26 protein-coding genes are annotated in these 25915 nt (G+C 65.1%); 9 read left to right on the forward strand and 17 right to left on the reverse strand.

Annotated elements, in window-relative coordinates:
* Nucleotides 1-4: 4 nt before the first annotated feature.
* Nucleotides 5-505 carry an NYN domain-containing protein gene (locus KQH53_17050; protein ID MCB2228390.1) on the forward strand — a complete coding sequence of 167 codons (501 nt, stop codon included), beginning with the start codon at nt 5-7 and terminating at the stop codon, nt 503-505.
* Between the two features lie 116 nt (nt 506-621).
* A complete protein-coding gene (locus KQH53_17055) occupies nt 622-1281 on the forward strand; it encodes a hypothetical protein (protein MCB2228391.1) in 660 nt (219 codons plus the stop codon).
* A 119-nt stretch (nt 1282-1400) separates the two neighbouring features.
* On the opposite strand, the gene plsY is transcribed toward KQH53_17055, so the two are convergent.
* Complete coding sequence (gene plsY, locus KQH53_17060; GenBank protein ID MCB2228392.1) at nt 1401-1985, reverse strand: glycerol-3-phosphate 1-O-acyltransferase PlsY; 585 nt, start codon at nt 1983-1985, stop codon at nt 1401-1403.
* A gap of 101 nt (nt 1986-2086) precedes the next feature.
* On the opposite strand from plsY, the gene KQH53_17065 reads away from it, so the two are divergent.
* Genes KQH53_17065 through KQH53_17080 form a run of 4 tightly spaced genes read left to right on the forward strand, consistent with a single transcriptional unit; the run spans nt 2087 to nt 4298 of the window.
* Nucleotides 2087-2506, forward strand: coding sequence for a DUF3842 family protein (locus KQH53_17065; protein ID MCB2228393.1), 420 nt, complete (start codon nt 2087-2089; stop codon nt 2504-2506).
* A complete protein-coding gene (locus KQH53_17070; GenBank protein MCB2228394.1) occupies nt 2499-2693 on the forward strand; it encodes a CooT family nickel-binding protein in 195 nt (64 codons plus the stop codon). The genes KQH53_17065 and KQH53_17070 overlap by 8 nt, the downstream gene beginning before the upstream one ends.
* Nucleotides 2694-2726: 33 nt before the next feature.
* Nucleotides 2727-3374 carry an MBL fold metallo-hydrolase gene (locus KQH53_17075; protein ID MCB2228395.1) on the forward strand — a complete coding sequence of 216 codons (648 nt, stop codon included), beginning with the start codon at nt 2727-2729 and terminating at the stop codon, nt 3372-3374.
* A 57-nt stretch (nt 3375-3431) separates the two neighbouring features.
* Nucleotides 3432-4298, forward strand: coding sequence for a DMT family transporter (locus tag KQH53_17080; GenBank protein MCB2228396.1), 867 nt, complete (start codon nt 3432-3434; stop codon nt 4296-4298).
* A gap of 656 nt (nt 4299-4954) precedes the next feature.
* On the opposite strand, the gene KQH53_17085 is transcribed toward KQH53_17080, so the two are convergent.
* The 10 genes from KQH53_17085 to KQH53_17130 all read right to left on the reverse strand — a co-directional run bounded on the left by KQH53_17085 (nt 4955) and on the right by KQH53_17130 (nt 14300).
* Nucleotides 4955-5908, reverse strand: a complete 954-nt coding sequence (locus KQH53_17085; protein ID MCB2228397.1) for a potassium channel protein — start codon at nt 5906-5908, stop codon at nt 4955-4957.
* 95 nt (nt 5909-6003) lie between these two features.
* Nucleotides 6004-7140 (reverse strand): zinc-ribbon domain-containing protein, encoded by a 1137-nt coding sequence (locus KQH53_17090; GenBank protein MCB2228398.1) that lies wholly within the window; start codon nt 7138-7140, stop codon nt 6004-6006.
* 7 nt (nt 7141-7147) lie between these two features.
* Nucleotides 7148-7687, reverse strand: coding sequence for a hypoxanthine phosphoribosyltransferase (gene hpt / locus KQH53_17095; GenBank protein MCB2228399.1), 540 nt, complete (start codon nt 7685-7687; stop codon nt 7148-7150).
* 187 nt (nt 7688-7874) lie between these two features.
* Nucleotides 7875-8639: a fumarate reductase iron-sulfur subunit gene (locus KQH53_17100; GenBank protein MCB2228400.1), complete on the reverse strand. Its 765-nt coding sequence runs from the start codon at nt 8637-8639 to the stop codon at nt 7875-7877.
* A 2-nt stretch (nt 8640-8641) separates the two neighbouring features.
* Nucleotides 8642-10486, reverse strand: coding sequence for a fumarate reductase flavoprotein subunit (locus tag KQH53_17105; protein ID MCB2228401.1), 1845 nt, complete (start codon nt 10484-10486; stop codon nt 8642-8644).
* 12 nt (nt 10487-10498) lie between these two features.
* Nucleotides 10499-11164, reverse strand: coding sequence for a hypothetical protein (locus KQH53_17110; GenBank protein ID MCB2228402.1), 666 nt, complete (start codon nt 11162-11164; stop codon nt 10499-10501).
* 54 nt (nt 11165-11218) lie between these two features.
* Complete coding sequence (locus KQH53_17115) at nt 11219-11776, reverse strand: Fe-S-containing hydro-lyase (GenBank protein ID MCB2228403.1); 558 nt, start codon at nt 11774-11776, stop codon at nt 11219-11221.
* Nucleotides 11773-12621 carry a fumarate hydratase gene (locus KQH53_17120; protein MCB2228404.1) on the reverse strand — a complete coding sequence of 283 codons (849 nt, stop codon included), beginning with the start codon at nt 12619-12621 and terminating at the stop codon, nt 11773-11775. The genes KQH53_17115 and KQH53_17120 overlap by 4 nt, the downstream gene beginning before the upstream one ends.
* Nucleotides 12622-12789: 168 nt before the next feature.
* Nucleotides 12790-13419: a TIGR04283 family arsenosugar biosynthesis glycosyltransferase gene (locus KQH53_17125; protein MCB2228405.1), complete on the reverse strand. Its 630-nt coding sequence runs from the start codon at nt 13417-13419 to the stop codon at nt 12790-12792.
* Between the two features lie 110 nt (nt 13420-13529).
* Nucleotides 13530-14300 carry a hypothetical protein gene (locus KQH53_17130; protein MCB2228406.1) on the reverse strand — a complete coding sequence of 257 codons (771 nt, stop codon included), beginning with the start codon at nt 14298-14300 and terminating at the stop codon, nt 13530-13532.
* 159 nt (nt 14301-14459) lie between these two features.
* Between KQH53_17130 and KQH53_17135 the strand changes: the two genes are divergently transcribed.
* Nucleotides 14460-15119, forward strand: a complete 660-nt coding sequence (locus tag KQH53_17135) for a radical SAM protein (protein MCB2228407.1) — start codon at nt 14460-14462, stop codon at nt 15117-15119.
* Nucleotides 15120-15431: 312 nt separating this feature from the next.
* On the opposite strand, the gene KQH53_17140 is transcribed toward KQH53_17135, so the two are convergent.
* The 4 genes from KQH53_17140 to KQH53_17155 form a co-directional block, all read right to left on the reverse strand.
* Nucleotides 15432-16922, reverse strand: coding sequence for a hydroxylamine oxidase (locus KQH53_17140; protein ID MCB2228408.1), 1491 nt, complete (start codon nt 16920-16922; stop codon nt 15432-15434).
* A gap of 16 nt (nt 16923-16938) precedes the next feature.
* On the reverse strand, nt 16939-17454 hold the full coding sequence (locus KQH53_17145; GenBank protein ID MCB2228409.1) for a ferritin: 516 nt from the start codon (nt 17452-17454) through the stop codon (nt 16939-16941).
* Nucleotides 17455-17621: 167 nt separating this feature from the next.
* Nucleotides 17622-18407: a carbonic anhydrase gene (locus KQH53_17150; protein ID MCB2228410.1), complete on the reverse strand. Its 786-nt coding sequence runs from the start codon at nt 18405-18407 to the stop codon at nt 17622-17624.
* 184 nt (nt 18408-18591) lie between these two features.
* Entirely contained in the window at nt 18592-20088 is a 1497-nt protein-coding gene (locus KQH53_17155; protein ID MCB2228411.1) for a pyruvate carboxylase subunit B, read from the reverse strand.
* A 249-nt stretch (nt 20089-20337) separates the two neighbouring features.
* Between KQH53_17155 and KQH53_17160 the strand changes: the two genes are divergently transcribed.
* Nucleotides 20338-21372, forward strand: coding sequence for a DHH family phosphoesterase (locus KQH53_17160; protein ID MCB2228412.1), 1035 nt, complete (start codon nt 20338-20340; stop codon nt 21370-21372).
* Between the two features lie 193 nt (nt 21373-21565).
* Nucleotides 21566-21907: a hypothetical protein gene (locus KQH53_17165; protein ID MCB2228413.1), complete on the forward strand. Its 342-nt coding sequence runs from the start codon at nt 21566-21568 to the stop codon at nt 21905-21907.
* Between the two features lie 73 nt (nt 21908-21980).
* Here the strand turns inward: KQH53_17165 and KQH53_17170 are convergent, their stop codons facing one another.
* Complete coding sequence (locus KQH53_17170) at nt 21981-22973, reverse strand: ketoacyl-ACP synthase III (protein MCB2228414.1); 993 nt, start codon at nt 22971-22973, stop codon at nt 21981-21983.
* 76 nt (nt 22974-23049) lie between these two features.
* The gene (ppdK, locus tag KQH53_17175; GenBank protein MCB2228415.1) at nt 23050-25788 is read right to left on the reverse strand and encodes a pyruvate, phosphate dikinase; all 2739 of its coding nucleotides are present in this window, start codon (nt 25786-25788) and stop codon (nt 23050-23052) included.
* Nucleotides 25789-25915: the final 127 nt, after the last annotated feature.

A 25915-nucleotide genomic window follows, 5' to 3' on the forward strand; every position in this document is an offset into this window, starting at 1 on the left:
TTCCATGCGCCTGGTAATCGACGGCTACAACCTCATCCACACCATTCCCGAGCTGGCCTTTGCCTCGGATCAAGGCCAGGGGCGCGAGGCGCTCATCGAGGCCCTGCGGCTCTACCGCAAACGGCGGCCCCACAAGATAAGCGTGATTTTCGACGGCGGCCTGGAGCCCGGTGGCACGGCCACCCGGGCGGCCGGGGTGCCGGTGAAGTTCTCCGGGGCCGAGCGCTCGGCCGACGACGTCATCGCGGCCATGGCCGCCCAGGAGGGCAACGGGCTAACCGTGGTGACCAGCGACCGCGAGCTGGCCGGGCGCTGCCGGGTGCACGGCGCGGTGGTGCTCTCGTCCGAGGAGTTCGGCGACCGCCTGCTGGAGGTGGCCCTGGGCGGTGCGGGCCTGGGCGTGGAAGAGGACGAGGGCTGGGACTTCAGCACCAAAAAGAAGGGGCCCGCCAAGCGCCTGCCCAAGGGGCAGCGCAAGAAGGCCCGCAGAAAGGGAAGACTGTAAAGCAGGCAGGGCCGTAAATGAAAATAGCGAGAGTTTTATGGTTAAAATGATAGAAGAAAGTTCTCAGCTGATATCCTGCAGCAGCCAAAAACAAATGTTGAGAAGGGTGGGGACGGATGGATCGCAAATCAAACCTGCTGCCACCAGTGGAGTCGACGAACGAGGACGAGCGCTTCGCCAAAGAGGCTATAGAAGCGCATGAGCGGTGGGAGCGGGAGCGTCAAGCTGTGGAGCAGGCACATTATGAAGAGATGCGACCAATCAAAGAGCATCTCGAAAAGGCACGCCAACTTGTAATCGAGAGCGGCGTCGGTGAGGCAGCCTGCTCTATCCTCCGGATAATGTGGCACTGGCCATCGAAGTCGGAGCGCGACGATTGGCAGACACCGATTCCGGTCGATGGGCTTGACGGTGGCCAAATACCTAGACGCGAGCACGGTGCTCTGGGGGGCAAGTCGCTGGGCTGGACTTGGGACGGAGATACATACCAGATGGCGTTGGAGATCCGCAAAAATTACACAGACGACGACTTTGAGACGGGCGATCTACGTATGTGGGTGGCCGATGCAATGGTGATGCACCTAGACGTCTCTCTGCAGCTCTCGGATGGATATGATAGTTGGCGTGTGTTTGGTGTTAGCGCGTTCAAAGCGGGACCCTGGATGGCTCAGCTCAATGAATTAGCCGGGCGTCTTCGAGTAGCGGAAGGGCAGGGGCTGAGGGATTACGAAAAAGAATTTTATGGCGAAAAAGCCAAGAAGATTGACCTAGACTAGTAACCGTTTCGCCAAATCAATCGCGTTTTGTTTTTCCCTACTTTTTCAAGACATCTTAAAAAAGATCGTTTTTTATGGATGGGCGCGTCGCGTAAGACTAGCGCTTCCTGTATGGCCGCCTAGCGCCAGCCGTGCTCCTGCCCAGCTCTCAGACGGACGATATTCTCCCGATGCTTGTAAATGATCATCAGGCTCATGAGGCTGGCCGCTGCCATGTAGGCCACCGGCGCGCCGAAGAGCCACAGCCAGAACACCGAGCTGACCCCGCCCACCATGGAGCCCAGGGACATGTGGCGGCTGATCAGGGCCACCGCGATGAGGGCCAGGCCCGAGGCTAGGGCCGCCCAGGGGGCCAGGCCCAACAGGGCGCCCAAAAAGGTGGCCACGCCCTTGCCGCCCTTGAAACGCAGATAGATGGGCCAGCAATGGCCCACAAAGGCGGCCACGCCCACGGCCGCGGCCCAGGCCGGGGTGAGCATGTCCACCGCCAGGGCGGTGGGCACCGCGCCCTTGGCCACGTCCAGGGCCAGGGTGATGATCCCGGCGGCCTTGCCCGCCTGGCGCGAGACGTTGGTGGCCCCGATGTTGCCCGAGCCGCCCCGCCGGGGGTCCACCCCGCCGAACAGCCGGGCCACCAGGAGCCCGAAGGGGATCGCGCCCAAAAGGTAGCCGCCCAACACCAAGCCTAGCCCGCCGCTGGTCATTTGTTTTTTTCCCCAACCTCGACGCGCATGGACAACTCCCCTTTGGCAGGCTTGCTAGCAGATGTAGCTCAGTGTATTCTCATTTAATCAAGGAGGCAACCTTGCGCATCTGCGTTATCGACGGACAGGGCGGCGGAATCGGCAGCGTGATCATCCGCCGCCTGAAAGATGAATTCGGCGAGCAGGTCCAGGTTTTGGCCTTGGGCAGCAACGCCATAGCCACCGCTCAGATGATGAAGGCCGGCGCCAACCGGGGCGCCACCGGCGAAAACGCCATCATCTGGAGCATCCAAGACGCCGACGTGATCATCGGCCCCATAAGCATCGTGCTGGCCAACGCCATGATGGGCGAGATCACCCCCAAGGTGGCCGCGGAGGTGGCGTCCTGCAAGGCCAAGAAATTCCTTTTGCCCCTCACCCAGGAAAACGTGGAAGTGGCCAGCGTCATACGCGAACCTCTGCCCCATCAGGTGGATCACATCGTGGGGGTCCGCCTCAAGGAGATGATTTCCAATGTGTGAAGCAACCGCCTATATTCTGAACAATGCCGGCGAGGAAGAGCTGTATCTGTCCGACGTGGACCTGATCGAGCCCACCGACGACGGCAAGCTCCGGCTGGTTTCCATCTACGGCGAACAGAAGACCCTGGCCGGCCGCATAAAGTCCATGTCCCTGGTCAACCACCGGGTGGTGCTGGCCGCGGACTAGACTCCGCCGCGACAATTCGACAAGGGAGGAACCATGGCCGACCAAGCCGCCATCGACAAAGTGGTGGAGGGCCTGCACTGGCTGGGTCACGACAGCTTTCGCCTGGACACCAGCCAGGGCGCCATCTACTTCGACCCCTATGAGATAAAAGAGGGGCCCGAGGCCGCCCTGATTCTGGTGAGCCACGACCACTTCGACCACTGCGTGCCCGAGGACATCGCCAAGATCCAGGGCGAGAACACGGTGATCCTCACCGAGTCCGACAGCGCGGGCAAGCTCACCGGCAAGGTGAAATCCCTGGTGCCGGGCCAGGAAGTGAAGCTGGGCAAGATCAAGGTCAACACCGTGCCCGCCTACAACCTGGACAAGGAGTTCCATCCCCGGGGCAAGGAGTGGCTGGGCTTCATCGTCACGGTGGACGGGGTGAAGATCTACCACGCCGGGGACACCGACTACATCCCGGAGATGGACCACCTGCTGGTGGACGTGGCCTTGTTGCCGGTGAGCGGCACCTACGTGATGACCGCCGACGAGGCGGTGCGCGCGGCTCAGGCCATCGGCCCCAAGCTGGCCATCCCCATGCACTACGGGGCCATCGTGGGCGACGAGAACGACGCCCAGAAGTTCGCCAAGGCCCTGGAGGGCCTGATGCAGGTGCGTATCCTGCCCAAGGAAGAGTAGGCCCTTGATCGCCGGCTGCCTGGCCGCACATCCCAGGCACTTCGGTTTGGCGCGCCCATGAGCTGGTTTTGGCTGGCTGTGGGCGCGGCCTTTTTTCTGGCCACCTCCGACTTCCTGCTCAAGCGCAACTTCTCCGACCTGCCGGTGGGCCAGATGATCCTGGTGCGCCTCTCGGGCCTGCTGCCCGCCGGGCTGGCCCTGCTCTTGCTGGCCCCCATCCCGCCCATCAAGCCCCAGTTCTACTGGTCCGTGGCCCTGGCCCTGCCCGCCGAGATTTTGGCCTTGTATCTCTACAACCGGGCCATCCAGGCCTCGCCCCTGGCCCTGAGCCTGCCGTTCTTGTCCTTTACGCCGCTATTCGTGGCGGTGATCGGCTTCCTGGTGCTGGGCGAGTCCCTGGACGGCTGGGGCCTGGGGGGCATCGTCTTGGTGGTGATCGGGGCCTACACCCTGAACCTGCACACCATCGGCCAAGGCGGCTGGAGCCAGCCAATTCGGGCCATCTTCCGGGAAAAGGGCTCCTGGATGATCCTGCTTACCAGCCTGCTCTATGCCTACACCCTGACCATGTGCAAGAACGCCATGTTGGGATCGAGCCCCTGGTTCATGGCCGGGGTGTACCCCTCGGTGCTGGCGATCCTGGTGGTAGCGGGCATGGGCGTGGCCGGCAGACTGGGCTGGGACTGGCTGAGGCGGCCTTGGGGCGTGGCCGGCGTGGGCCTGAGCACCGTGGCCATGGTTATCTGCCACTACTGGGCCCTGTCCATGGCCCCGGCCGCCTACATGATCGCGGTAAAGCGCCTTAGCATTCTCATGGCCGTGGCCTATGGCGGGGTGTTCCTCAAGGAGGCGCGCCTGGGCCAGCATCTCTTGGCCGGTGGGCTCATGGTGGGCGGGGCGGTGGTCATACTTTTGTGGGGTTGAGCGGGGGAGGGCGAAGAAGCAAAAGAAGAAGAGGCGGGTAAAGGAAGAGGGGGAGAGCCGTCAGAGGGAAGCGTTTGGTGCGGCCATCCCGTCCACATCAGGTCCGGCCGCCGCTAGACACCGATCATCATGCCCGGTGAGAGCCTTCCGTCCCTGCGGCTCGGCATAACGACATCAAGGCACCAGCTTCCCAACTGCCCCCCATGCTTTTTTTTAAAACCTCTTCTTGTCAAATTTGCTCCCTCCCGGCTGCACCGGTGCCAGCGCGGCGGCACAAGAAGCGCGCCAGCAGGTTGGGGCTCGGGGGATTTCTTGCCGCCTCGTGGGGCGAGGCGGCCCCGACAGGCAAGCTGTCGGGGGCAACAGGAGCGGGTGTTATGGTTTCTGCCGCCCGCGTCCGGTCAGACCCGCGCTGGCCTCAGGCCAGCTTCGCTCCGCTTAGTACCGCCATCAGACGCCGATCACACCGCCGCCCGGTGACACCCCGCTCCCGCGTCACTAAATCGCTGCCGCCCAAACCGCCCGCCCCAGCGCTTTCCCTTTATTCTTCACCTTCCAAACTTCTTGTTCTTTACCTGCCCATGGACGCACCCCTCCCCGCAGCCCCACAGCCGCCATGCCTATTCCTGACTTTTTGTTTTTTGCTCGGGCCCGGCCTAGGCCGACTCGCCCTTTAGGATCTTGCTCAGCTTGCTCATGGAAGTGCCCGGCCCCATGGCGATGAGGGTGTCGCCAACCTCCACCACCGTATCGGCGGGCGGGTTGAAGCGCATGGACCCGTCGGGCTTTTTCACGGCCAGGACGATCAGGTCCAGCTTCTGGCGGATGCCCGAGTCCTTGAGGCTCACCCCGGCCAGGGAGGCCTGGGGCCCCACGGTCAGCTCCTCCATGCGCAGGGGCTGCTCTGTGGTGCTGTGGAAGGTCAGGTCGATGAAATCGGCCACCGAGGGGCGCAGCACGGTCTGGGCCATGCGCCGCGCGCCGATGAAGTAGGGGCTCACCACCTTGTCGGCCCCGGCGTGCTTGAGCTTGCGCTCGCTGCCCGGCTCGGTGGCCCGCGCGATGATGAACAGGTCGGGCCGCATGTCCTTGGCGGTGAGCACGATGTACACGTTGTCCGCGTCGGAGCTCACCGTGGCGATGAGGCCCTTGGCCCGCTCCACCCCCGCGGCCAACAGACTCTCGTCCTCGGTGGCCGAGCCCAGCACGTAGTTGATGCCCTCGGCCTCCAGGCGGCGAGTGACCTCATCCTTGTCGTCGATCACCACCACCTCGCGGCCCGATTCCTTGATCATCTCGGTGACCAGGGCGCCGATGCGCCCGTAGCCGCAGACGATGTAATGATCTTTTATGGAGCGGATGGCGCGTTCCAAGCTTCGCCTCCCCATGACCTGCCTGAGCTTGCCCTCCACCACGAACTGGGCGAAGGCGGTGAGCAGGTAAAAGATGGTGCCCACGCCGGTGAGCATGAGAATCATGGTGAAGATACGGCCCTGGGTGCCCAGAGGGTGCACCTCGCCGAAGCCCACCGTGGTCACGGTGATCACGGTCATGTAAATGGCTTCCAGCCAGGTGTAGTTCTCCAGGAAGCGGTAGCCCAGGGTGCCCATGACGATCACCCCGACGCCGCCGGCGATGCCCAGCCATATTTTGGAGAACCCACTCGCCCGTTTGGGCGGGGCGGAGGAGGAGATGGGCAAGGCGGCTACCGCAACACCGGCTTGACGGCCAGCGGCTCGGAGCCGATCACCTCGGCGGTAAACTGGAGCCCCTCCTTGGGCAGGTTGGCGGCCACGATCATGAAAGGCAGGGACTCGCCCGGCGCGGCCACGTAGGGCCGTCCGTCCAGGCCCAGGTCGCTGGCCAGGCGGCGCTCGATCACCCCCAGGCTCATGAACTTGAGCTCCGCCGGGGTGAACACGCTGCCCGCGTAGGAGCTGGCCCGCTTGACCACCTTGCCCGTGGCGTTGCGCAGGGTGCCCTGCACCAGTACCGAGCGCAGGGGACGGTTGTGGTTGTTGGCCACCTTGCCCTGGATCACGAAGATCTTGCCCGCGGTCTCGTTGTCTTGCAGGAAGCTTTTCACCTCCACCAGGCTCAGGCGCGGCACCCGGGCCATGGTGCTGCCCGCATTGGCGGGCAGGCCGTCGCCACGGCCGATGAGCGAGGACATGCCAGGCCAGGCGGCCACCTGGTCCACCACCTCATGGCCCACGCCCAGGCGGGCCATCACCACCACCGTGCCCAGGGCGGTTATGGCGGCCAGGAGCACGATGCCGATGAGCCAGAACACCAGTTTGAACAAGGGGCCCCGGGGCGGGCGCTCCGCCTCCACCGGGCGCTCCTCCAGGCCGAAGTCGGCCCGCTCCCGGGCCAGGCCCGCGTCCGCGCTCTTTACCTGGGTGAGGTCCAGAGCGCCCAGCCGGGGCGGCCCGTGGGTCGGATCGGGCTGGGGCGGGGTCCAGTCGGGAGCCTGCTCCTCCACCGCTTCCTCCGCCTCGATGCGCACCTCGCCGGGGTCCATCTCCAGGGTCTCGGCTTCAAAGGCGGCTTCGGATTGAGCCTCGCCGCTCTCGGGTTCCCCGGCCTCGGGCGCGGGTTGGCGCGGGGCGTCCTCGCCCATGCCCGGAGCCTCCGCAAGGGCCTCGGCCGGGGGCTCGGGCTCTTCGGAGGGCTGCTCGGCCTCGGCGGGCTCTTCCTGGGCGGGCGGGGCATCCTGGTCCGGCGGGAACACCTGGAACACCTCGCCGCAGATGCCGCAGCGCACCCATGCGCCTTCGGACGGAATCTTGGTCTCGTCCAGCTTGAAGTCGGTACCGCAGGTGTGGCAATGAACCATCATAAGCGTATCAATCGAGATTGCAGTCAGTTATCTCATATATGCCCGGCAAGAAACGATAGCGTTCGTCGTAGTCCAGGCCATAACCCACCAAGAAGCCGCCGGGCACGTGGAAGCCCACGTAATCGGCGTCGAACTCCACCTCGCGCCGCTCGGCCTTGTCCACCAGCACGCAGAACCTGACCGAACTGGGGCCCAGGGACATGAGGTACTCCTTGAGCCAGGACAGGGTCAGCCCGGTGTCCACGATGTCCTCCACCACCAGGACCGGCCGCCCTTCCAGGGATATGCCGGGCGGGGTGGTCATCTCCACCCTGCCGCTGGAGGTGTCCGAGGAGCCGTAGGAGGACAGGCGCACGAAGTCGATCTCCAGAGGCAGGTCCAGGCGGCGCACCAGGTCGCTCATGAAGATGAAGCAGCCCTTGAGCACCCCCACCACCACGGGCTCGGTGTCCGCGTAGTCCTCGGCCACCTGGGCGGCGATGGCCTGCACCCGGCGCTGGATGACATCTGGTGAGAATACGAGCTTGATGGGCGTTTGTCCGGCCAAGTGCCGCTCTCCCGCGTCCCGGACGAGCGGCCTACAGCCAAACGCCCGGTTTCAGTAGTTTTTACATTAACAAGGCTAGACCAGTCCCGCTAAGGCTGTCAAACACAAAACCCCACGGTGGGCCTGGGCCGGGGCGTAAAAAAGGGGCCGCCCGGCTGGGCGGCCCCTTGGCTGATCGCGTCAGGCCCTAGAAGCGGCGCTCGCGGCCGGTCACTTTGGGCTTGAACAGGTTCTTGAGGCCCTGGAAGGCCATCTTGCGGCGCAGGATGCCCAACTGGTCTTGCAGGGGGATCTCGCGGGGGCAGACGTCCTCGCAGGCCAACAGGCCCATGCAGCCGAACACGCCCTGGTCGTTGCCCACCACCTCGAAGTATTCGGAGTTGGTGCGCTGGTCGCGCGGGTCCATGATGAAGCGCGCGATACGGTTCAGGGCAAAGGCACCCACGAAGTCAGGGCGCATGTTGGCCGTGCCGCAGGAAGCCACGCAGCAGCCGCACTCGATGCAACGCTCCAACTCGAAGATGGCGTTGGCCAGGTCGTTCTCCATGCGTTCCTCGATGGCCTGGGCATCGAAGTCCTGGTCGTTGTGGATCCAGGACTCGATCTTGGTGTTGGTCTCGCGGAACCAGGTGCCCGTGTCCACCGACAGGTCGCCCACCAGCTTGAACACCGGCAGGGGCATGAGGGTGATCTCGGTGGGCAGCTCGGAGGTCAGGGTCTTGCAGGCCAGGCCCGGCCGCCCGTTGATGATCATGCCGCAGGAGCCGCAGATGGCCATGCGGCAGGCGAAGTCGAAGATCAAGGACGGGTCCTGCTCTTCGCGGATCTTGTTGAGCGCGATAAACAGGGTGAGGCTGGGGGTCTCCTCAAGGGTGAAGGTGTCGGTATGAGGAACCGAGTTGGGGTCCTCGGGGTTGAAACGGAATATGTTGAATTTAAGCGTCCTGCTCATGGCTAGTCCTCTTTCGGCGCGTCCATGGGAATGATCTCGGTCTTGCCATAGCCGCGGTCACCCGGCGGCAGGTACATGACCTGGGTGGACGGCTCGTACTTGAGCTCGGGCAAGTCCGCCTCCAGGTCGGTCCAGTAGGCCAGGGTGCGGTTGAGCCAGTCACGGTCGTTGCGCGCGGGGTAGTCGTCGCGGGCATGACAGCCGCGGCTCTCGGTGCGCATCTGGGCGCCGTAGGCCACGCAGATGGCCAGGCGCACCATGCCCGGCATCTTGAGCGCCAGGGCCAGCTCGGGGTTGGCCCCGATGCCGTTGGACTTGAGCCCGATCTTCAAAGCCTTGGCGTAGATCTCGCGCAGGGTGTCCACCGCGGCTTGCAGATCGTCGCCGTTGCGGAAGATGCCCACCTTGTCCATCATGACCTGCTGCATGGCGTCCTTGATGGCGTAGACGTTCTCATTGCCGTCCGCGCCGCGCACCAGGCGCTCGATGCGCTCGGCGTCGGCCGCCAGGGCCTGGGTGGCCAGCTCGGTCTTGAAGGTGACTTCGGCTCCCTTGAGGAACTCGGCCACCTTGATGCCCACGTGGCGGCCGGCCACGATGGTCTCGGCCAGGGAGTTGCCGCCCAGGCGGTTGAAGCCGTGCATGTCCCAGCAGGAGCTCTCGCCGGCCGAGAACAGGCCCTTGAGCCCGTAGGCCGCGCCGTCGCTGTTGGTGCGCACCCCGCCCATGGAGTAGTGCTGGGCCGGGCGCACCGGGATGAGCTGGGTGATGGGGTTGACCCCCAGGAAGTGGCGGCAGAGGTCGTATACCTCGCGCAGCTTGGTGGTGATGTGCTTCTCGCCCAGGTGGCGGATGTCCAGCCAGAGATGGTCGCCGTAGGGGGAGGGCACGCCCTTGCCCTGGGCGATGTGATACATCATCCAGCGGCTAACCACGTCGCGGGAGGCGAGCTCGGCCTTGGCCGGCTCGTACTTGTCCATGAAGCGCTTCTCGTCCACGTCCAACAAGGTGCCGCCGTCGCCCCGGCAACCCTCGGTCACCAGGATGTTGGTGGGCACCACGCCGGTAGGATGGAACTGCACCGCCTCGGGGTTGCCGAAGGGCACCAGGCCGGTGTCCAGGGCGATGATGTGGCCGCCGCCCTCGTTGATCACCGTGTTGGTGGTCTCGGAGTAGAGCCGGCCGTAGCCGCCGGTGGCGATGAGGGTGGCCTTGGCCAGGTAGACCCGGAGCTTGCCGGTCTTCAGGTCGCGGGCCACGCAGCCCATGCAGTTTTCGCCGTCGTGGATCAGGCTGATCGCCTCCACCCGGTCGTGCACGTGCACGCCCAAGGAGGTGATCTTATTGTCCAGGGTGTAGAGCAGGGTGTGGCCGGTGCCGTCGGCGGTGTAGCAGGTGCGCCATTTGGCGGTGCCGCCGAAGGCGCGGGCGGTGATCAGGCCGTGCTTCTCTTTCTTCTCCTCGGCCTCGAACTCCTCGCCGCCCTTCCAGTACTTGGCCTTGCCGGCCACCACGCGGTTCCAAGGCATGCCCCAGTGGGCCGCCTCGCGCACCGCGATGGGCGCGGTGTCGGCGAAGATGCGGGCGCATTCCTGGTCGCAGCCCCAGTCCGAGCCCTTCACCGTGTCGGCGAAGTGCACGTCCGGGCTGTCGCCCTCGCCCATGGCGCAGTTGCCCAGCGCCGCCTGCATGCCGCCCTCGGCCGCGCAGGAGTGGGAGCGCCGGGCGGGCACCAGGCTCAGGAGGATGGCGTCGAACCCGGCCGCGGCGGCCTCGATGGCCACGCGCTCGCCGGCCAGTCCGGCGCCCACGCAGAGAAGATCAGTGTAGAAAGTTTCGTGTTCCATGGTGTCTCCTCCCTAATTGCCCGCAATCGGCAGGGTCCACAGCCGAATGATGGTGATCAAGCCGATGAGGATAAACACCCCGGTCCAGATGTTCTCGAACCGGTGGAAGCCCTTGCGGGTGGCCCGCTTGATGAAGCCCCACTTCACCGCGATGCGGTAGAAGCCGATGCCCACGTGCAGCTCCACGCAGGGCAGCAGGATCAGGTAGAACACGCCCCAGAAGCCGCCCTGCACCCGCATGGCGCTCTTGGCCGCGGTGATGGGCAGGTTGGTCAGAACGGTCCAGATGTGGATGGAGCCCATGATCAGGATGATCATGGCGGTGACCGCCTGGACGACCCACAGCCAGGTGTCGGTGTGGTGCAGCATCCGGGCGTGGCGCCAGATGACGCCCTGGGCGTCGCTGGTGTAGGGGATCTTGCGGGCGGCCAGGATGAAGTGAATGATCATGGTGGCGCCGATGAGGGGCCCGCCCACCTGGGCCATGTAGGTGGCCTCGAAGAAATGGGCGATGGTGTTCATCACGTTGGCGCCCAGGTTCACGCTGGCCACCAGGACCATGTGGCTCCACATGAACAGGATCAGGCCGGCCCCGGTGAGCATCTGGATCCAATCCAGATAGGCGCTCGCCCGGCTGGGGGGTTTGACGAATATAGCGGTGTCTACGCTACTACTCATGATTGCTCTTGCCTCGCTTGATGTCCCGCTGCCCGGGGCAGCGGCGGTTATGGATTAGGAGCGCGCGTAAGTCAGGCGTCCCTGCTCATACAGGTCGCCGCCGTGCACGTCGTTGACTACGAAAAGGGGCATGTCTTCAACCACCAGGCGGCGCACCGCCTCGGGGCCCAGTTCGGGGTAGGCGATGACCTCGGCCTCCTTGATGCAGCGGGCCATGAGCGCGCCCGCCCCGCCGATGGCGGCCAAATACACCGCCTTGTGCTCCATCATGGCCTTTTTGACCTCGGTGTTGCGCTTGCCCTTGCCGATCATGGCCTTGAGCCCCTGCTTTATCAGGGTGGGGGCGTAGGCGTCCATGCGGTAGCTGGTGGTGGGGCCGGCCGCGCCGATGACCCGGCCGGGAGGGGCCGGGGAGGGGCCCACGTAGAAGATCATGGCGCCTTCCAGGGGGAAGGGCGGCTCCTGGCCCGCGGCCAGGGCATCCACGATGCGCTTGTGGGCCGCGTCGCGGCCGGTGTAGATGGTGCCGCTGACCAGCACCTTGTCGCCCGCGGCCAGGGAGCTCACGTCCTCGTCGGTGAGCGGCGGATTCAGCTTGATGAGCTCGCTCATAGCACGGCCTCCTTGTGGCGCGCGGCGTGACACTGGATGTTCACCGCCACCGGCAGGCTGGCGATGTGACAGGGCGCGATGTCCACAAAGACCTTGAGGCAGGTGGTGGCCCCGCCCAGGCCGGCCGGGCCGATGCCCAGGGTGTTCACGTCCTCCAGCAGCACCTGCTCCAGCTCGGCGGCCTCGGGGTCGGGGTTCACCGAATCCAGCTCGCGCAAAAGGGTGCGCTTGGCGCGCATGGCCGCGGTGTCGAAGGTGCCGCCCACGGCCACCCCCAGGATGATGGGGGGGCAGGGGTTGGGGCCGGCGGCCTCCACGGTCTCCATGACCGCTTTCTTTACGCCGGCCAGGCCCACCGCCGGGGTGAGCAAAAACACCTTGGACATGTTCTCGCTGCCCCCGCCCTTGGGCACCACCCACAGGTGCACCTTGTCGCCGGGCACGATGCGGGTGTGCACGATGGCCGGGGTGTTGTCGCCGGTGTTGGCCCGGGTGAAGGGGTGACAGGAACTCTTGCGAAGATAGTTTTCCTCATAGCCGCGCCGGACGCCGTCGTTCACCGCTTCGGTGAGGTCGCCCCCCACCAGGTGAACGTCCTGTCCGACATCCACGAAGATCACGGCCAGGCCGCAGTCTTGGCAGATGGGCATCTTCTCCGCGGCGGCTATGTCCGCGTTTTCCAAAAGGCGGCCCAGGACCTCCCGGCCCACCGCCGACGGCTCGTCGGTCTGGGCCCGGGTGAACGCCTGGCGCACGTCCTCGGGTAGGTATAGGTTGGCCTCGCCGCAAAGGCGGGCCACGGCGTCGGCAACTGCCGACACCTCAACGGTGCGTGGACTTGCCAATTTATTCTCCCGTTTTTCTGGCGGACGGGGCCCGCAGATTTCTGGCGGACAGGGCCCGCAAAACCTCAATTGCACTACAATTAGTATCTATCCGCCCCTCCAGTGTCAACCCCGTGCCCGAGCTTGTGAGCAAAATTCATTCAGGGGACGCCGGAGGGCGGCAACAGCTTAGAATCGATCGTATAATCGGCGCAAGAAAGCGGGGGGGAATCCGAGGTAAAAGGCTCCCACCACCAGCGAGTTCAGCCCGGTGGTGGCGATGGCCCCGCGGCGCTGCCAGCGCCGGGCCGAGGTGATGACCGGGGCCGGGGAAAGCGCCACCCGGCCCAGGGGCCGCAGGCGGCGGATCATCTCGCAGTCTTCCATGATGGGCAGCTCCGGGAAACCGCCCGCCCACCGGAACACGCGGCGGGTGAGGAACAGGCCCTGGTCGCCGTAGGGCATGCCCGCCAGGCGGCAGCGGGCGGCCACGCTCAGCTCGATGAACCTGAGCCCGGCCGGGCGGTGGTCCAGGCGAAAGCGAAAGGCCCCGGCCGCCACTCCGGGCAGGCCCAGGACGCGGCGCACCTCGTGTTGCCAGCCGGGCGGCAGAATGCTGTCCGCGTGCAGGAACAACAGTATCTCGCCGCCGGCCGCGATCGCCCCGGCGTTCATCTGGGCGGCCCGTCCCTTGGCCGCGCGGATCACCCGCGCCCCGGCCGCGCGGGCCCGCTGGGCCGTGTCGTCGCGGCTGCCCCCGTCCACCACCAAGACCTCCGCTCCCGGCGCGCTCCGGGCCGAGGCCACCGCCGCGCCCACGGCGTCCTGCTCATTCCAGGCCGGGATGATTACGCTTATGCCCCCGGCGAGGGGGCCGGGGTTTGGGAGTGCGCGGAGCGTGGGAATCTCCTCGATTGCCGGGCGGCGGCTCAGGAGCCTCGGGTCTCTTCGCCCAGCATCACCGGCTGGATGGTGTTGTGCAGGCCCACCTGGAAGCCGAAGAGCACCGGGTGCTCTCCCTTGAGATGCTCCAGATAAGCCAGCCACAAGCTGGCCAGCCTGGTCAGGGCCTTGCCCGCGTCCGAGGCCAGGTGCGCCGCAGCGCTATCGGGCAGGGCGTCCACCGGCCCCCGGAAGTGGGTCTCTTCGATGAGATGGAACAGGGCCAGCAGGCAGCGGTACAGGCTTTCGAATTCCAGCATCAGCGGGTTGCGGGTCATGGAGATGATGTCGCTCTCCCGGTCGGCCAGCATGTCCAACAGGTTGGCCAGCTCCTCGCGGTCAGGCCGCATCTCCAGCTTTAGGTGGGCCACATCCCGGCGGGCGTGGCGGAAGTGGCTCGCCTTCCAGCTCTTGTCCACCAGCAGGCCTTCCTCCAGTTCCTCGCGGTTCTCCACCAGGGTGAGCATGTTGAGCATGATGTCCAGGCCCATCTGGCGGAAGAAGATGCCCAAAAACATGTTCAGCCGCTTGCGGCGCTCGATCTTTTCGCGGGCCTGAATAAGTTCGTCCAGGATCAGGCCCAGGACCAGGGCGTGGATGGGCAGGAACGAAAGGTGCAGGTAGAAGTACTTGGAGATGTAGGTCAGATCGCCGGTGATGCCCCACCAGCCCAGGTAGAAGATGGCCGAGATGGCCAGCAGGCCCAAGGCGATGGTGCCCCTGTTGAAAAACTTCTTGTCCATCGCCATATAAGGCAAGGCTGCGCTCCTTGAAGGGCCGGGCCGCGCGGGGCGTTCCGGAAAATAATTCTCGATTGCTCCATGCTAACCCAAACGGCCCCCCGCGCCAAGGGGCCCCTGGCCGCCCGGCCCAGCCAAGGCTTGGGCAAGGAGGCCGGGGTCATATAGAATGTGCCCATGACCAAGGGAGGCGCCGTGCTTTTGGAAGTGTGCGAAATATTCCTCAGCCTGCAAGGCGAGTCCAGCTTCATGGGCCTGCCCTGCGTGTTCGTGCGCCTGTCCGGCTGCCCCCTAAGCTGCGCCTGGTGCGATACCGCCTATGCCAAGGCCCCGGGCGAGATGATGCCCCTGCCCGAGATCGCGGAAAAGGTGGGCCAGTACGGCGTGGGTCTGGTGGAGCTCACCGGCGGCGAGCCCCTGGTGCAGCTGGCCGCCCCAGAGCTCATGGCCATGCTCAGCGCCGAGGGCTACACCGTACTCTTGGAAACCAGCGGGGCGATCAGCATCGCCCCGGTGCCCGAAGCGGTGCATCTGATCATGGACCTAAAGTGCCCCTCGTCGGGCATGCACGAAAAAATGCACTGGCCCAACCTGGACATGCTTCGGGAGCACCACCAGGTCAAGTTCGTGCTGGCCGACCGCGCGGACTACGAATACGCCAAGGGGCTCATGGAGCGTTACCACCTCCCCGAGCGGGCCCAGGTGCTGCTCTCCTGCGTGCACGGCGCGGTGGAACCGGCCCATGTGGCCGAGTGGATGCTGGCCGACCGCCTGGAGGCGCGCTTCCAGCTGCCCCTGCACAAGCAGCTGTGGCCGGGCCGCGATCGCGGGGTCTAGGAGAAAGAGAAAAGATAAAGAGAGAAGAGGTTGGGAATAGGGGGCGGGGGAGGGGGCCCTGCTCATGCGCGGCGGCGGGGTGTCGGTGGGGCGTCCGACTGGAACCGGCCCTGACGCCTCCTTAACGGCGCACCAGCTATAACGCGGGCCCCACGTGACCCCGCCTCTACAGCGGGCCCGCCGGGATTAGCCCGGCGCATAGCATTGCACCGAGCCTTCTTCCCTTCCTAACAACTCTTTTCTTTCCCTGCCCCACAAGCAAGCGCCCCGCCGTTTTCCGGCGAGGCGCTGTTCTTATATAGATGTTCGCGGCTACTTCTTCTGGCGCAGCTCCAGCCAGTCGTGCATCTGCTGCACCGTATTGCCCAGCTCCCAGCGCCCCTGGTCGAACACCCCCATGTCCGCGCCCATCATGGCCGAGGCGAAGCGGGTGGAGTTGGCGTAGAAGAGCCATTGCTGGGTCCACACCCGCTCGATGTATTCGTCGAACGGGCTCTGCCCCTGGGCCAGGCCCTTGGCCAGGCCCTGGTCCCAGGCGGCCAGCATCAGGCGCGTGGCGGCCAGGACCATGGCGTCCGCGTCCTTGGTGCTCTGCTCCAGGCGGGCGAACTGCCCCTGCACCCAGCCCTTGGAGTGACAGGCGCCGCACACCTTGGCCATGCGCGCCTTGCGCTCGGCCTGCTCGCCCGGCCCGATGAGGAACTTGGCCGCCGGCTGCCCGCTCAGGGTGGTGGCCAGGCTCAGGCCGTCGGCGTTTTTTATCTTCCAGGTCTCGGGCTCCTTGGGCATGGGGTGGGAGGAGATCAGCCCCAGCAGGCGCACCCAGATGCGGTCGGTCATCTGGTGGCTGCGCGCGGCTATCTGGTTGCCCGCCGCGTCCACCAGCAGGCTGGCGTGGCAGGCGGCGCAGGTGGGCGCGGTGAAGTCCTTGCCCGGCGTCCAGGGCACCTTGGCCATGTCCCACTGCTTGTGCATGGCGTAGAAGATGTTGCCGTGCTTGGAGACCTGATAGACCTTGTACACCGGCACGTCCGGCCCCTTATGGCACTCGGAGCAGGTGTAGGGCGAGCGGGCCATCTCTATGGCGAACTGGTGCCGGGTGTGGCAGGCGCTGCACGAGCCCAGGCTGTTGTCCGGGTTCTTGCGCCCCACCCCCCGGTTGGGCCAACCGCTCAGCTTGGGGAAGCTCATCTCGCCGAAGTTGGGGTCATCGCGCTTTACCATGCCCAGCACCTTCACTTCGGTGCCGTGGCAATAGAGACAGGACTCGGCCTCCGTGGCCGGGTGGGGCTGGGCCGTGGCCACCTTGATCCCGGTCACGCTCATCACCCCGTTCACCTGGTTGGCCAGGTTCATGTACACCGGGTTGTTGAGCAGGTTGCCCCGGGCGTGGGCCATGAGATTTTTGTTGTATTGCTGCTCTTCAATGGGGTGGCAGGTGGCGCAGTCCTTGGGCGAGACCACCACGTGCACCTTGGCGTCGCCGTGGTCAAAGGTGTCGGCGTGGGTCTTGGGGTTCAGGGTGTGGCACTCGGCGCAGCCCACAGCCACGTTCATCAGCGCGGCCGGGACCTTCTTGGCCGACACCCGCCGGGCCGCCTCTGGCTCCTTGAGGGCCTGGGCCACCGTCTTTTGGGCCATGCGCCCCCGCCGCCAGTCGGCCACGATGGCCGGGGTGGCGTCGGCGTGGCAGTCCAGGCAGGCCTGGGTGGCCTCGCTGATGGGGGCGTCGGCCCCCAGGGCCGGGACGGCCAGGAAAGAGGCGAGGCACAGGCAGGCCAGCAAACAGAACAGGGGACGCATGGCGGCTCCTAGGGGGCTAGATGGTCAGCCAGATGGGCGGGGTGAATACCCGGGCGGCCAGCTCGTTGTCCAGCATGAGGATGGTGCCGGGGTTGTCCGCCGCGTGCTTCATCTTGCCCACCATGTCCGCGGCCGAGGACTCCTCCTCCACCTGCTCGTCGATGAACCACTTCAAGAAGCTCACCGTGGCGTGGTCCTTGATCTCCATGGCCAGGTCCATGAGCCCGTTGATCAGGCCGGTCACCTTGGCCTCGTGGGCGGCCACGGCCGAGAACACGGCCAGGGGGCTGTCCCACTCGGTGGGCGGGCCGTCGATGGCGCTCAAGGTCACCCGGCCGCCGCGCTCGTTCACGTACTTGTAGAACTTGAAAACGTGGGTCCACTCCTCCTGGGACTGCACCCGCATCCAGTGGGACATGCCCGGCAGCTGCTGAGCGTCGAACCAGGTGGCCATGGACATGTACAGATAGGCCGAGTAGATCTCAGCGTTGATCTGGCCGTTGATGGCGGCCTCCATTTTTTGGTCGAGCATAACCGGCTCCCGGATGGTGGTTGATTGGGCGGGGCGCTCCCCCAAAGGAGAACGCTTATCTAAAAACTACCTATTTCGCCTGTCCGGCACAAGCGGAGATAATTCACAAAAAACCCGCCGCCCCGGCGAAGCGGGACGGCGGGCGGTCGCTTGCGGTTTGCTGGGCCCTAGTTGATGGTCACCGTGGCCTTCATGGCCCGCTTGGGGTTCTTCTCGGCCGCCTTGAGTATCTCGTCCACCTTGGCCTGGGGCAGCCAGTGCACCTTGCCGTCGGCCAGGTCGTAGAGGGCGCCCTTCACCAACACCTTCTTGGCCGCCGCCATCTCGCGGGTGGCCGCGCTGTTCACGAACAAGTCGCTAATGGCCTGGTACACGTTCTGCTCGATGGCAAAGGGCACCACCTCCGCTCCCTTAGCCTGGGGGTGGGCCTTCATGGCCGCGGCCACCGCCGGGAAGATGGGCTTGACCAGGGGCGGGATGTTGCTTTCCAGGGTCATTTTCTGGCCCTGGGAGGCGGCGGTCACTGCGGCCACCGCGCCGCAGCGGGTGTGGCCCAGGACCACCAGCACCGGGGTGTACACGTGGGCCAGGCCGTACTCGATGGTGCCGATCTCATCGGTCTGGGCCACGTTGCCCGCCACGCGGATCACGAACAGGTCCATGATGCCCGCGTCGAAGATCATCTCCACCGGCACCCGCGAGTCCGAGCAGCTCAGGATGGTGGCGTAGGCGTGCTCGCCCTGGTTGCCAACGTTGGCCAGCTGGATTCGGGCCGCGTCCTGGTGCTTGCGCAGGGGCTTGCCGTCGATGAAGCGCGCGTTGCCGTCCTTGAGCATTTGCAGGGCTTTTTCCGGCGAGGGTTTGACGTACTTGCCAGCGGCCAGGGCCGGGGACAGGCAGGTCAAGCCGAACAGGGCGCTCAGTGCCAAGACGGCCCAAGTCTTTTTAGGCATTTCCAAATTCCTTTATGTATAGCGGGCCTCGCCGCTGGGTGGGGTTGCCCCGGTGCCGAACCGGCTGGGGCCTATACTTAATTGTAAGCCCTCGCTCCGGCCGAAGTACGCATGAATCATAAAAAAACCCGCCGCCCCGGGGTGCGGGGCGGCGGGTGAATGGGCTGGTTTCAGCGGGGGCCGCTTACTTGGCCAAGAGCTCCTTCTTGCACTTGGCCAGGGCCTCGTCTTCGGCCTTGACCTGCTCCAGGGTCTTGGGCTCCATGGCCGCGGGCCGGGGAGCCACCCCGTGCTTGATCTTAACGAACTCGGTGCCGGTCTGGTCGTAGATGGCCGCGGTCATCACGTCGAACTTGTCGGTGTCGGGGATATCGGCCACGCGGGCCTTGGCCGCTTCCATCTCCGGCTCCAGGATGTCGGCCGGGCGGGCGTCAAAGGGCTCCTTGCCATACTTGTAGCCCTTGAGAATCTTGGCCCGCAGCTCGGGGTCCACCTTAGTGGGGGTCTTGCCGTAGAGGCCGTAGGCCAGGCCCTTGGTCTCGTTGGTCACCATCTTGTACTTGCCGAACAACACGTTCAACACCGCCTGCACGCCCACGATCTGGCTGGTGGGGGTGACCAGGGGAGGGGTGCCCAGCTCGTGGCGGGTGTTGGCCACTTCCGCGTACACCTCGTCCAGGCGGTCCAGGGCGTTGGCGTCCCTGAGCTGGCTTTGCAGGTTGGAGATCATGCCGCCGGGCACCTGGTGCACCAGCACGTTGGTGTCGATGGGGGCCATCTTGTTGGGCATCCAGTAGTCGCGGTACTTGGGCGCCACCTTCTCCAGCTCCTGGGCCGCCTTGAGCAGCAGGTCCAGGTTCAGGCCGGGATCGCGCGGGGTGCCTTCCAGGGCCACCATGATCGGCTCCACCGCCGGGTGGCTGGTGCGCAGGGCAAAGGGCGCGATGCAGGTGTCGATGATGTCCACGCCCGCCTCGGCCGCCTTGAGCATGGCCATGCAGGCCATGCCGCTGGTGTAGTGGCTGTGCAGGTGGATGGGGGTCTTGGTGGCCTTCTTGAGGGCGCTGACCAGCTTGAAGGCGTCGTAGGGCGCGATGATGCCGGCCATGTCCTTGATGCAGATGCTGTCCGCGCCCATGTCGTCGAGCTGCCTGGCCTTGTCCAGGTAATACTCCAGGTTGAACACCGGACCGCCCATCTTGCGCTCGGTCAGAGTGTAGCAGATGGTGCCCTGGAAGTGCTCGCCGTTGGCCTTGACGCGCTCCACCACCGTCTCGAAGTTGCGGTAGTCATTGAGCGCGTCGAACACGCGGAACACGTTGATGCCCGCCTCGCAGGACAGGTCCACGAATTCGCGGGCCACGTCGTCGGCGTAGTTGCGGTAGCCCACCAGGTTCTGGCCCCGGAGCAGCATGGAGAAGGGGGTCTTGGGGGCATACTTGCGCAGGGTGCGGGGGCGCTCCCAGGGGTCCTCGCCCAAGAAGCGGCTCATGGCGTCGAAGGTGGCCCCGCCCCATACCTCCATGGCCCAGAACCCGGCGTCGTCCATCAGCTCGATGGCCGGAATCATGTCCTCGGTGCGCATCCGGGTCGCGAACAGGCTCTGGGTGCCGTCGCGCAGGGTGAGGTCCTGAACCTTCAGCGGTGTGGGGTTGCCGCCCCAATCAAAATCCTGCGTCATGCTTATCCCCTCCTTTTTGCCCCGGCGGCAAGCCGGAGATCTAAATTGCATTGCTTGATTTATTGCCCGGAGAGCCGGACTCGCTCGATCCGTTTCTGCCGGATGGAACTCTTAACTTTAAAGGCGACCCGGGGTTCAGTCAAGAGACGCCCGAATGGCGGCCCTCTTGTTAATGCCGCTGCGCGGTGCTATGGTTTATTCGCCCCTATCAACCGGATGAGGGGTTTTATTTTTTTTCAAGGGATGGCAATGGCCAAGGCACCCGCGAAAAACGGCGGCAAGACCCGCCGGCCGGGCGAGATGGTAAAGCGCCTGCTGGGGCGTTTCGGGCCCGAGGACCGCGTGCTAATCGTGATCGCGGCCGACCCCGACGCCCTGGCCTCGGCCCTGGCCTTCAAGCGCCTGTTGTGGCGTAAAGCGGCCAACGTGACCATTGCCAACGTGAACACCATCACCCGGCCCGACAACCTGGCCATGGTGCGCCTGCTCTCCATCCCCCTGGTGTCCTTGTCGGAGGTGGACCCCGCCGCCTTCAGCAAGAAGGTGATGCTCGACAGCCAGCCTCACCACCACGAGGCCTTCAAGGAGCTCAAACTGGACGTGATCATCGATCACCATCCCTTGGGCGACGCCTCCAGCGCGGCGGGCTTCGTGGACATACGCCCCCGCTACGGGGCCACCTCCAGCATGATGACCGAGTATCTCCGGGGCGCGCGCATCAAGCCCTCCAGCCGCCTGGCCACCGCGCTCACCTACGGCATCAAGACCGACACTGCCAGCTTTGGCCGCCCCTCCCTCTTGGAGGACGTGCAGGCCTTCCAATATCTGTTCCCCAAGTCCAACGGCTCGGTGCTGCGCAAGATCGAGTTCAGCGAGATGCGCCTGAAGGACCTGGCCCTGTTGCACCTGGCCCTGGACCGCTTCGTGGTGCGCAAGCACTCCATGTACGTGCACCTGGGCGACGTATCCTCGCCGGACAACCTGGTGCAGATCGCCGACTTCTTCCTTCGGGTGGACTCGGTGGACACCTGCGCGGTGAGCGGGGTGCACCAGGACAAGCTGGTGGTGATCATGCGCAGCGCGGCCTACCGCACCAACGTGGGCACCATCGCCGAGGCGGCCTTTGGCGACGTGGGCCCGGCCGGCGGCCACAAGGCCATGGCCCGGGCCGAGATACCCATCGCGGCGATCAGGAAATCGTGCAAGGAAGCCACCGACGAGTCCATGGCCCGCTTTGTCATGCGCCGCCTGGCCAAGGCGGCCAACCCTAAGAAAAAAGACTAGGCCCCGCGTCCCCTCTACAAATAAACCTCTTTAACCGAACGGTTAGTTGGTAAAGTTAAAGTTAATTATAGGTGGCTGGGTGCCTTCCCAGCCCTGCCTCTGAACCCGGCCGGGCGGCGAGCCCGGTGGTATAATCCACATCACCGGAGCGCGCTCATGCCGCGCTAATCGCAACCCTTGGCAACGGGTCGACATGCTCCGCATCATCACAAGTATGCTCGGGGTGCTGGGGCTCAGCGTGATCATCACCGAGTCGCTAAACCACTTCCATCTTTTCGGCTTTCCCCTGAAGATTCCCTACCTGGCCGTTCCCGGCTTGCTCATCTACCTCTGGTACGAGTTCAGCGAGAACATCCTGCCCGGATGGATGGAGCGGCGGCCCGGGTCCGTGCCCAAACTGGCCCGGATGATCCAGGCCAACCGGATCGTCATCTTTCTTTTGTTCATCGGCTTGGCGGTGCTCCTGCCCCTGCTCTGGTGGGGGGTGATAAGGAAAATGGCCGCCATGGCCAACCAGGGTAAGGTGGTCTATTAGTCCCCTAAATGCGTAAGCGCCGCCCGCCCGGAGGCGAAAGCGGCGCTCGTGGCACGAATATGTGTGTTGGGCCCTAGAACTCGATCAGGGCGCTGCCCCAGGTGAGCCCGCCGCCGAAAACGGTGATCACCGCCCGGTCGCCGGGTTTGATGCGGCCGCTGGACACGGCCTCGGCCAGGGCGATGGCGCTGGAGGCCGAGGAAATGTTGCCGTAGCGGTCCACCGTGATCACGAAGCGCTCGAAGTCCACGTCCAAACGCTTGGCCACGGCCTGGAGCATACGCAGGTTGGCCTGGTGGGGGATGAAGTGGTCCACGTCGTCCAGGGTCAGGCCGTGGCGCTCCAGCATGATGGTCGCCGACTCGGCGAAGTACTTCACCGCCACCCGCACCGAGGCCGAGGCCTCGATCATCTTCAGGGTGTGCAGCTTGGCGTCCACTGATTCGTAGGTAATGGGCGTGGTCTTGGAACCGCCGCCGGGCATGAGCAGGTTCTGACCGTTGGCCCCGTCGGTGCCCAGGTAGGTGTCCACCAGGCGGGGCCTGGCCGTGTCGTCGGCCGCGGTGAGCACCGCCGCGCCGGCCCCGTCGCCCCACAGGATGCAGTTGGAGCGGTCGGTCCAGTCCTGCACCCGGCTCATGACCTCGCTGGCCACCACCAAAACCGTCTTGGCCATGCCGCACTGAATGTAGCGGGAGGCCACGTCCAGGCCAAAGACAAATCCGCTGCACGCGGCGGTCACGTCGAAGCTGATCGCCTGGGGCGCGTCCATCTTGGCCTGTAGCCAGTTGGCCGCCGAGGGGCAGTGGGTGTCCGGGGTGATGGTGGCCATGATGATGTAGTCCAGGTCCGCGTCGCTCACCCCGGCCATCTCCATGGCCTGGCGGGCGGCGGGCAGGGCCAGGTCGCTGGCCGCCTGGTCAGGGGCGGCCACGCGGCGCTCGCTCACGCCGGTGCGCTTCACGATCCAGTCGTGGGTGGTGTCCAGGGTCTGTTCAAGGTCGTAGTTGGTCAGAACTTTTTCGGGCAGATAACAACCGGTGCCCGCGAGACGGATGGGGACCATCGGACTCTCCGCGACTGTGCGCCAGCGGGCCGCGCTCCCCGCTTTTGGGGAGCGCGGCCCGTTGTAGGTTTATGGATTACTTCTTTTTCTTGGCGGCCTTCTTCTTGGCCGGGGCCTTCTTCTTCTTGGGGGCCTCGTGGGCCAGGGCGGCCTGAGCGGCGGCCAGGCGGGCGATGGGCACCCGGTAAGGCGAGCAGCTCACGTAGTCCAGACCCACCCGGTGGCAGAAGTCCACGCTTTCGGGGTCGCCGCCGTGCTCACCGCAGATGCCGCACTTCATGCCGGGACGGGTGGAACGGCCCTTCTCGACACCCATGGCCACCAGCTGGCCCACGCCCTCTTCGTCGATGGTGACGAAGGGATCCTTGGGCAGGATGTCCTCGGCCACGTAGGAGGCCAGAAGGGCGCCCGTGTCGTCGCGCGACATGCCGAAGGTGGTCTGGGTCAGGTCGTTGGTGCCGAAGGAGAAGAACTGGGCCTCCTCGGCGATCTGGTCGGCGGTCAGAGAGGCGCGGGGCAGCTCAATCATGGTGCCCACCATGTAGTTGATCTTCACGCCCTGCTTGCCCATGACCTCCTTGGCCACGTCTTCCACGATGGCGCGCTGCAGCTTCAGCTCGTTCACATGACCCACCAGGGGGATCATGATCTCGGGCAGGACGCGCTTGCCTTCGCGGGCCACCTGGCAAGCGGCCTCGAAGATGGCCCGGGCCTGCATCTCGGTGATCTCGGGGTAGCTGATGCCCAGGCGGCAGCCGCGGGTGCCCAGCATGGGGTTGAACTCGGCCAGCGAGGCGATCTTCTGCTTGAGCTGGGCGGGCTTCACGCCCATTTCCTTGGCCAGCTCGTTGATCTCCTTGGTGTCCTTGATGTCGGGCAGGAACTCATGCAGGGGCGGGTCCAGGGTGCGGATGGTCACGGGCAGGCCGGCCATGGCCCGGAAGATGCCCACGAAGTCCTCGCGCTGCATGGGGAGGATCTTGCCCAGGGCCTTCTTGCGGCCCTCCAAGTCCTCGGACAGGATCATCTGGCGCACCGCGCTGATGCGCTCGCCCTCGAAGAACATGTGCTCGGTGCGGCACAGACCGATGCCCTGGGCGCCGAAGGCGCGGGCCACGCCCGCGTCGTGCGGGGTGTCGGCGTTGGTGCGGACCTTGAGCACCCGGATCTCGTCGGCCCACTTCATGAAGGTGCCGAAATCACCGGTCAGCTTGGGCTCCACCTTGGCCACCTGGCCCTTGTAGACCTCGCCCTTGGTGCCGTCCATGGAGATCCATTCGCCTTCCTTGATCACCACTTTACCGGCGGTGAAGCGGCTCTTCTTGTAGTCGACGCTGATCTCGGAGACGCCGGCCACGCAGCACTTGCCCATGCCGCGGGCGACCACCGCCGCGTGGCTGGTCATACCGCCGCGGCTGGTCAGGATGCCCTCGGCCACGTTCATGCCGCGGATGTCGTCCGGGCTGGTCTCCACGCGAACCAGGATGACCTTCTTGCCCTCGTTGGCCCATTCCTCGGCCTCTTCGGCGGAGAAGACCACCTGGCCCACGGCGGCGCCGGGGCTGGCGGGCAGACCCTTGGCGATCTTGGTCTTGGCGGCCTTGGGGTCCAGGGTGGGGTGCAGAAGCTGGTCGAGCTGCTCGGGGCTCACCCGCTGCACGGCCTCGGCCTTGGAGATGCGGCGCTCCTTGACCATGTCCACCGCGATCTTCACGGCGGCGGCCGCCGTGCGCTTGCCGGTGCGGGTCTGGAGCATCCAGAGCTTGCCTTGCTGGATGGTGAACTCGATGTCCTGCATATCGCGGTAGTGCTTCTCAAGCTTGTTGCGGATGCCGGCCAACTGCTTGTAAAGCTTGGGCATCTCGTCCTCAAGGGTGTTCATGCCCTTGGGGACCTTCTTGGCCCGGTTGATGGGCTGCGGGGTGCGGATGCCCGCCACCACGTCCTCGCCCTGGGCGTTGGTCAGGTACTCGCCGTAGAAGTAGTTCTCGCCGGTGGCGGGGTCGCGGGTGAAGGCCACGCCGGTGGCGGAGTCGTCACCCATGTTGCCGAAGACCATGGCCTGCACGTTGACCGCGGTGCCCCAGCTCTCGGGGATGCCGTGAATCTGGCGGTAGCTGATGGCCCGGGGGATGTTCCAGGACTCGAACACCGCGCTGATGCCGCCCCAGAGCTGATCCATGGGCTCCTCGGGGAAGGGCACGCCCAGGCGCTTCTTGATCAGGGCCTTGAACTCGCCCACCAGCTCCTTCAAGTCCTCGGCGGTGAGGTCGATGTCCAGGGTGATGCCCCGCTTCTTCTTCTTCTTGTCCAGGATCTCCTCAAAGGGATCGTGATCCTTCTCGGTCGCCGGACGCACGCCCATGACCACGTCGCCGTACATGTTGACGAAGCGGCGATAGGCGTCGTAGGCGAAACGCTCGTTGCCGGTCTTCTCGATCAGGCCCTGGATGGTGGTGTCGTTCAGGCCGATATTGAGCACGGTGTCCATCATGCCGGGCATGGACACGCGGGCGCCGGAGCGCACCGAAACCAGCAGGGGGTTCTTGGCGTCGCCGAACTTGGCGCCCATGGACTTTTCGACTTTTTTGAGAGCGGCGGCCACGTCCTTCTTGAGGCCCAGGGGATATTTCTGGCCCTTGTCATAGAAGTAGGTGCACACCTCGGTGGTGATGGTGAAGCCGGCAGGGACCGGAATGCCCAGATTGGTCATCTCGGCAATGTTGGCGCCTTTGCCGCCGAGCAGATTTTTCATGTCGGCTGAACCGTCGGCTTTGCCATCTCCGAAGAAGTAAACGTATTGTTTCTTTGCCACGGTAGTCCTCCTAGGACACTAATAACACTAAAAGAAAGCCCACAGGGCCCGGCGAGGCCCTTTGAGAATTACGCCGGTTGCGGGCGGCTACAGACACAAGATCGTTGCATAATAACACAGGCCCCAG

This window comes from Desulfarculaceae bacterium, from assembly GCA_020444545.1.
Classification (GTDB): Bacteria; Desulfobacterota; Desulfarculia; order Desulfarculales; family Desulfarculaceae; genus Desulfoferula.

Coding starts and splice junctions, on each gene's coding strand:
- KQH53_17050 (MCB2228390.1), top strand. CDS start 5: ATGCGCCTGGTAATCGACGGCTACAACCTCATCCACACCATTCCCGAG.
- KQH53_17055 (MCB2228391.1), top strand. CDS start 622: ATGGATCGCAAATCAAACCTGCTGCCACCAGTGGAGTCGACGAACGAG.
- plsY (MCB2228392.1), bottom strand. CDS start 1,985: ATGACCAGCGGCGGGCTAGGCTTGGTGTTGGGCGGCTACCTTTTGGGC.
- KQH53_17070 (MCB2228394.1), top strand. CDS start 2,499: ATGTGTGAAGCAACCGCCTATATTCTGAACAATGCCGGCGAGGAAGAG.
- KQH53_17075 (MCB2228395.1), top strand. CDS start 2,727: ATGGCCGACCAAGCCGCCATCGACAAAGTGGTGGAGGGCCTGCACTGG.
- KQH53_17080 (MCB2228396.1), top strand. CDS start 3,432: ATGAGCTGGTTTTGGCTGGCTGTGGGCGCGGCCTTTTTTCTGGCCACC.
- KQH53_17085 (MCB2228397.1), bottom strand. CDS start 5,908: ATGGGCACCCTGGGCTACCGCTTCCTGGAGAACTACACCTGGCTGGAA.
- KQH53_17090 (MCB2228398.1), bottom strand. CDS start 7,140: ATGATGGTTCATTGCCACACCTGCGGTACCGACTTCAAGCTGGACGAG.
- KQH53_17100 (MCB2228400.1), bottom strand. CDS start 8,639: ATGAGCAGGACGCTTAAATTCAACATATTCCGTTTCAACCCCGAGGAC.
- KQH53_17105 (MCB2228401.1), bottom strand. CDS start 10,486: ATGGAACACGAAACTTTCTACACTGATCTTCTCTGCGTGGGCGCCGGA.
- KQH53_17110 (MCB2228402.1), bottom strand. CDS start 11,164: ATGAGTAGTAGCGTAGACACCGCTATATTCGTCAAACCCCCCAGCCGG.
- KQH53_17115 (MCB2228403.1), bottom strand. CDS start 11,776: ATGAGCGAGCTCATCAAGCTGAATCCGCCGCTCACCGACGAGGACGTG.
- KQH53_17135 (MCB2228407.1), top strand. CDS start 14,460: ATGACCAAGGGAGGCGCCGTGCTTTTGGAAGTGTGCGAAATATTCCTC.
- KQH53_17140 (MCB2228408.1), bottom strand. CDS start 16,922: ATGCGTCCCCTGTTCTGTTTGCTGGCCTGCCTGTGCCTCGCCTCTTTC.
- KQH53_17145 (MCB2228409.1), bottom strand. CDS start 17,454: ATGCTCGACCAAAAAATGGAGGCCGCCATCAACGGCCAGATCAACGCT.
- KQH53_17150 (MCB2228410.1), bottom strand. CDS start 18,407: ATGCCTAAAAAGACTTGGGCCGTCTTGGCACTGAGCGCCCTGTTCGGC.
- KQH53_17155 (MCB2228411.1), bottom strand. CDS start 20,088: ATGACGCAGGATTTTGATTGGGGCGGCAACCCCACACCGCTGAAGGTT.
- KQH53_17160 (MCB2228412.1), top strand. CDS start 20,338: ATGGCCAAGGCACCCGCGAAAAACGGCGGCAAGACCCGCCGGCCGGGC.
- KQH53_17165 (MCB2228413.1), top strand. CDS start 21,566: ATGCTCCGCATCATCACAAGTATGCTCGGGGTGCTGGGGCTCAGCGTG.
- KQH53_17170 (MCB2228414.1), bottom strand. CDS start 22,973: ATGGTCCCCATCCGTCTCGCGGGCACCGGTTGTTATCTGCCCGAAAAA.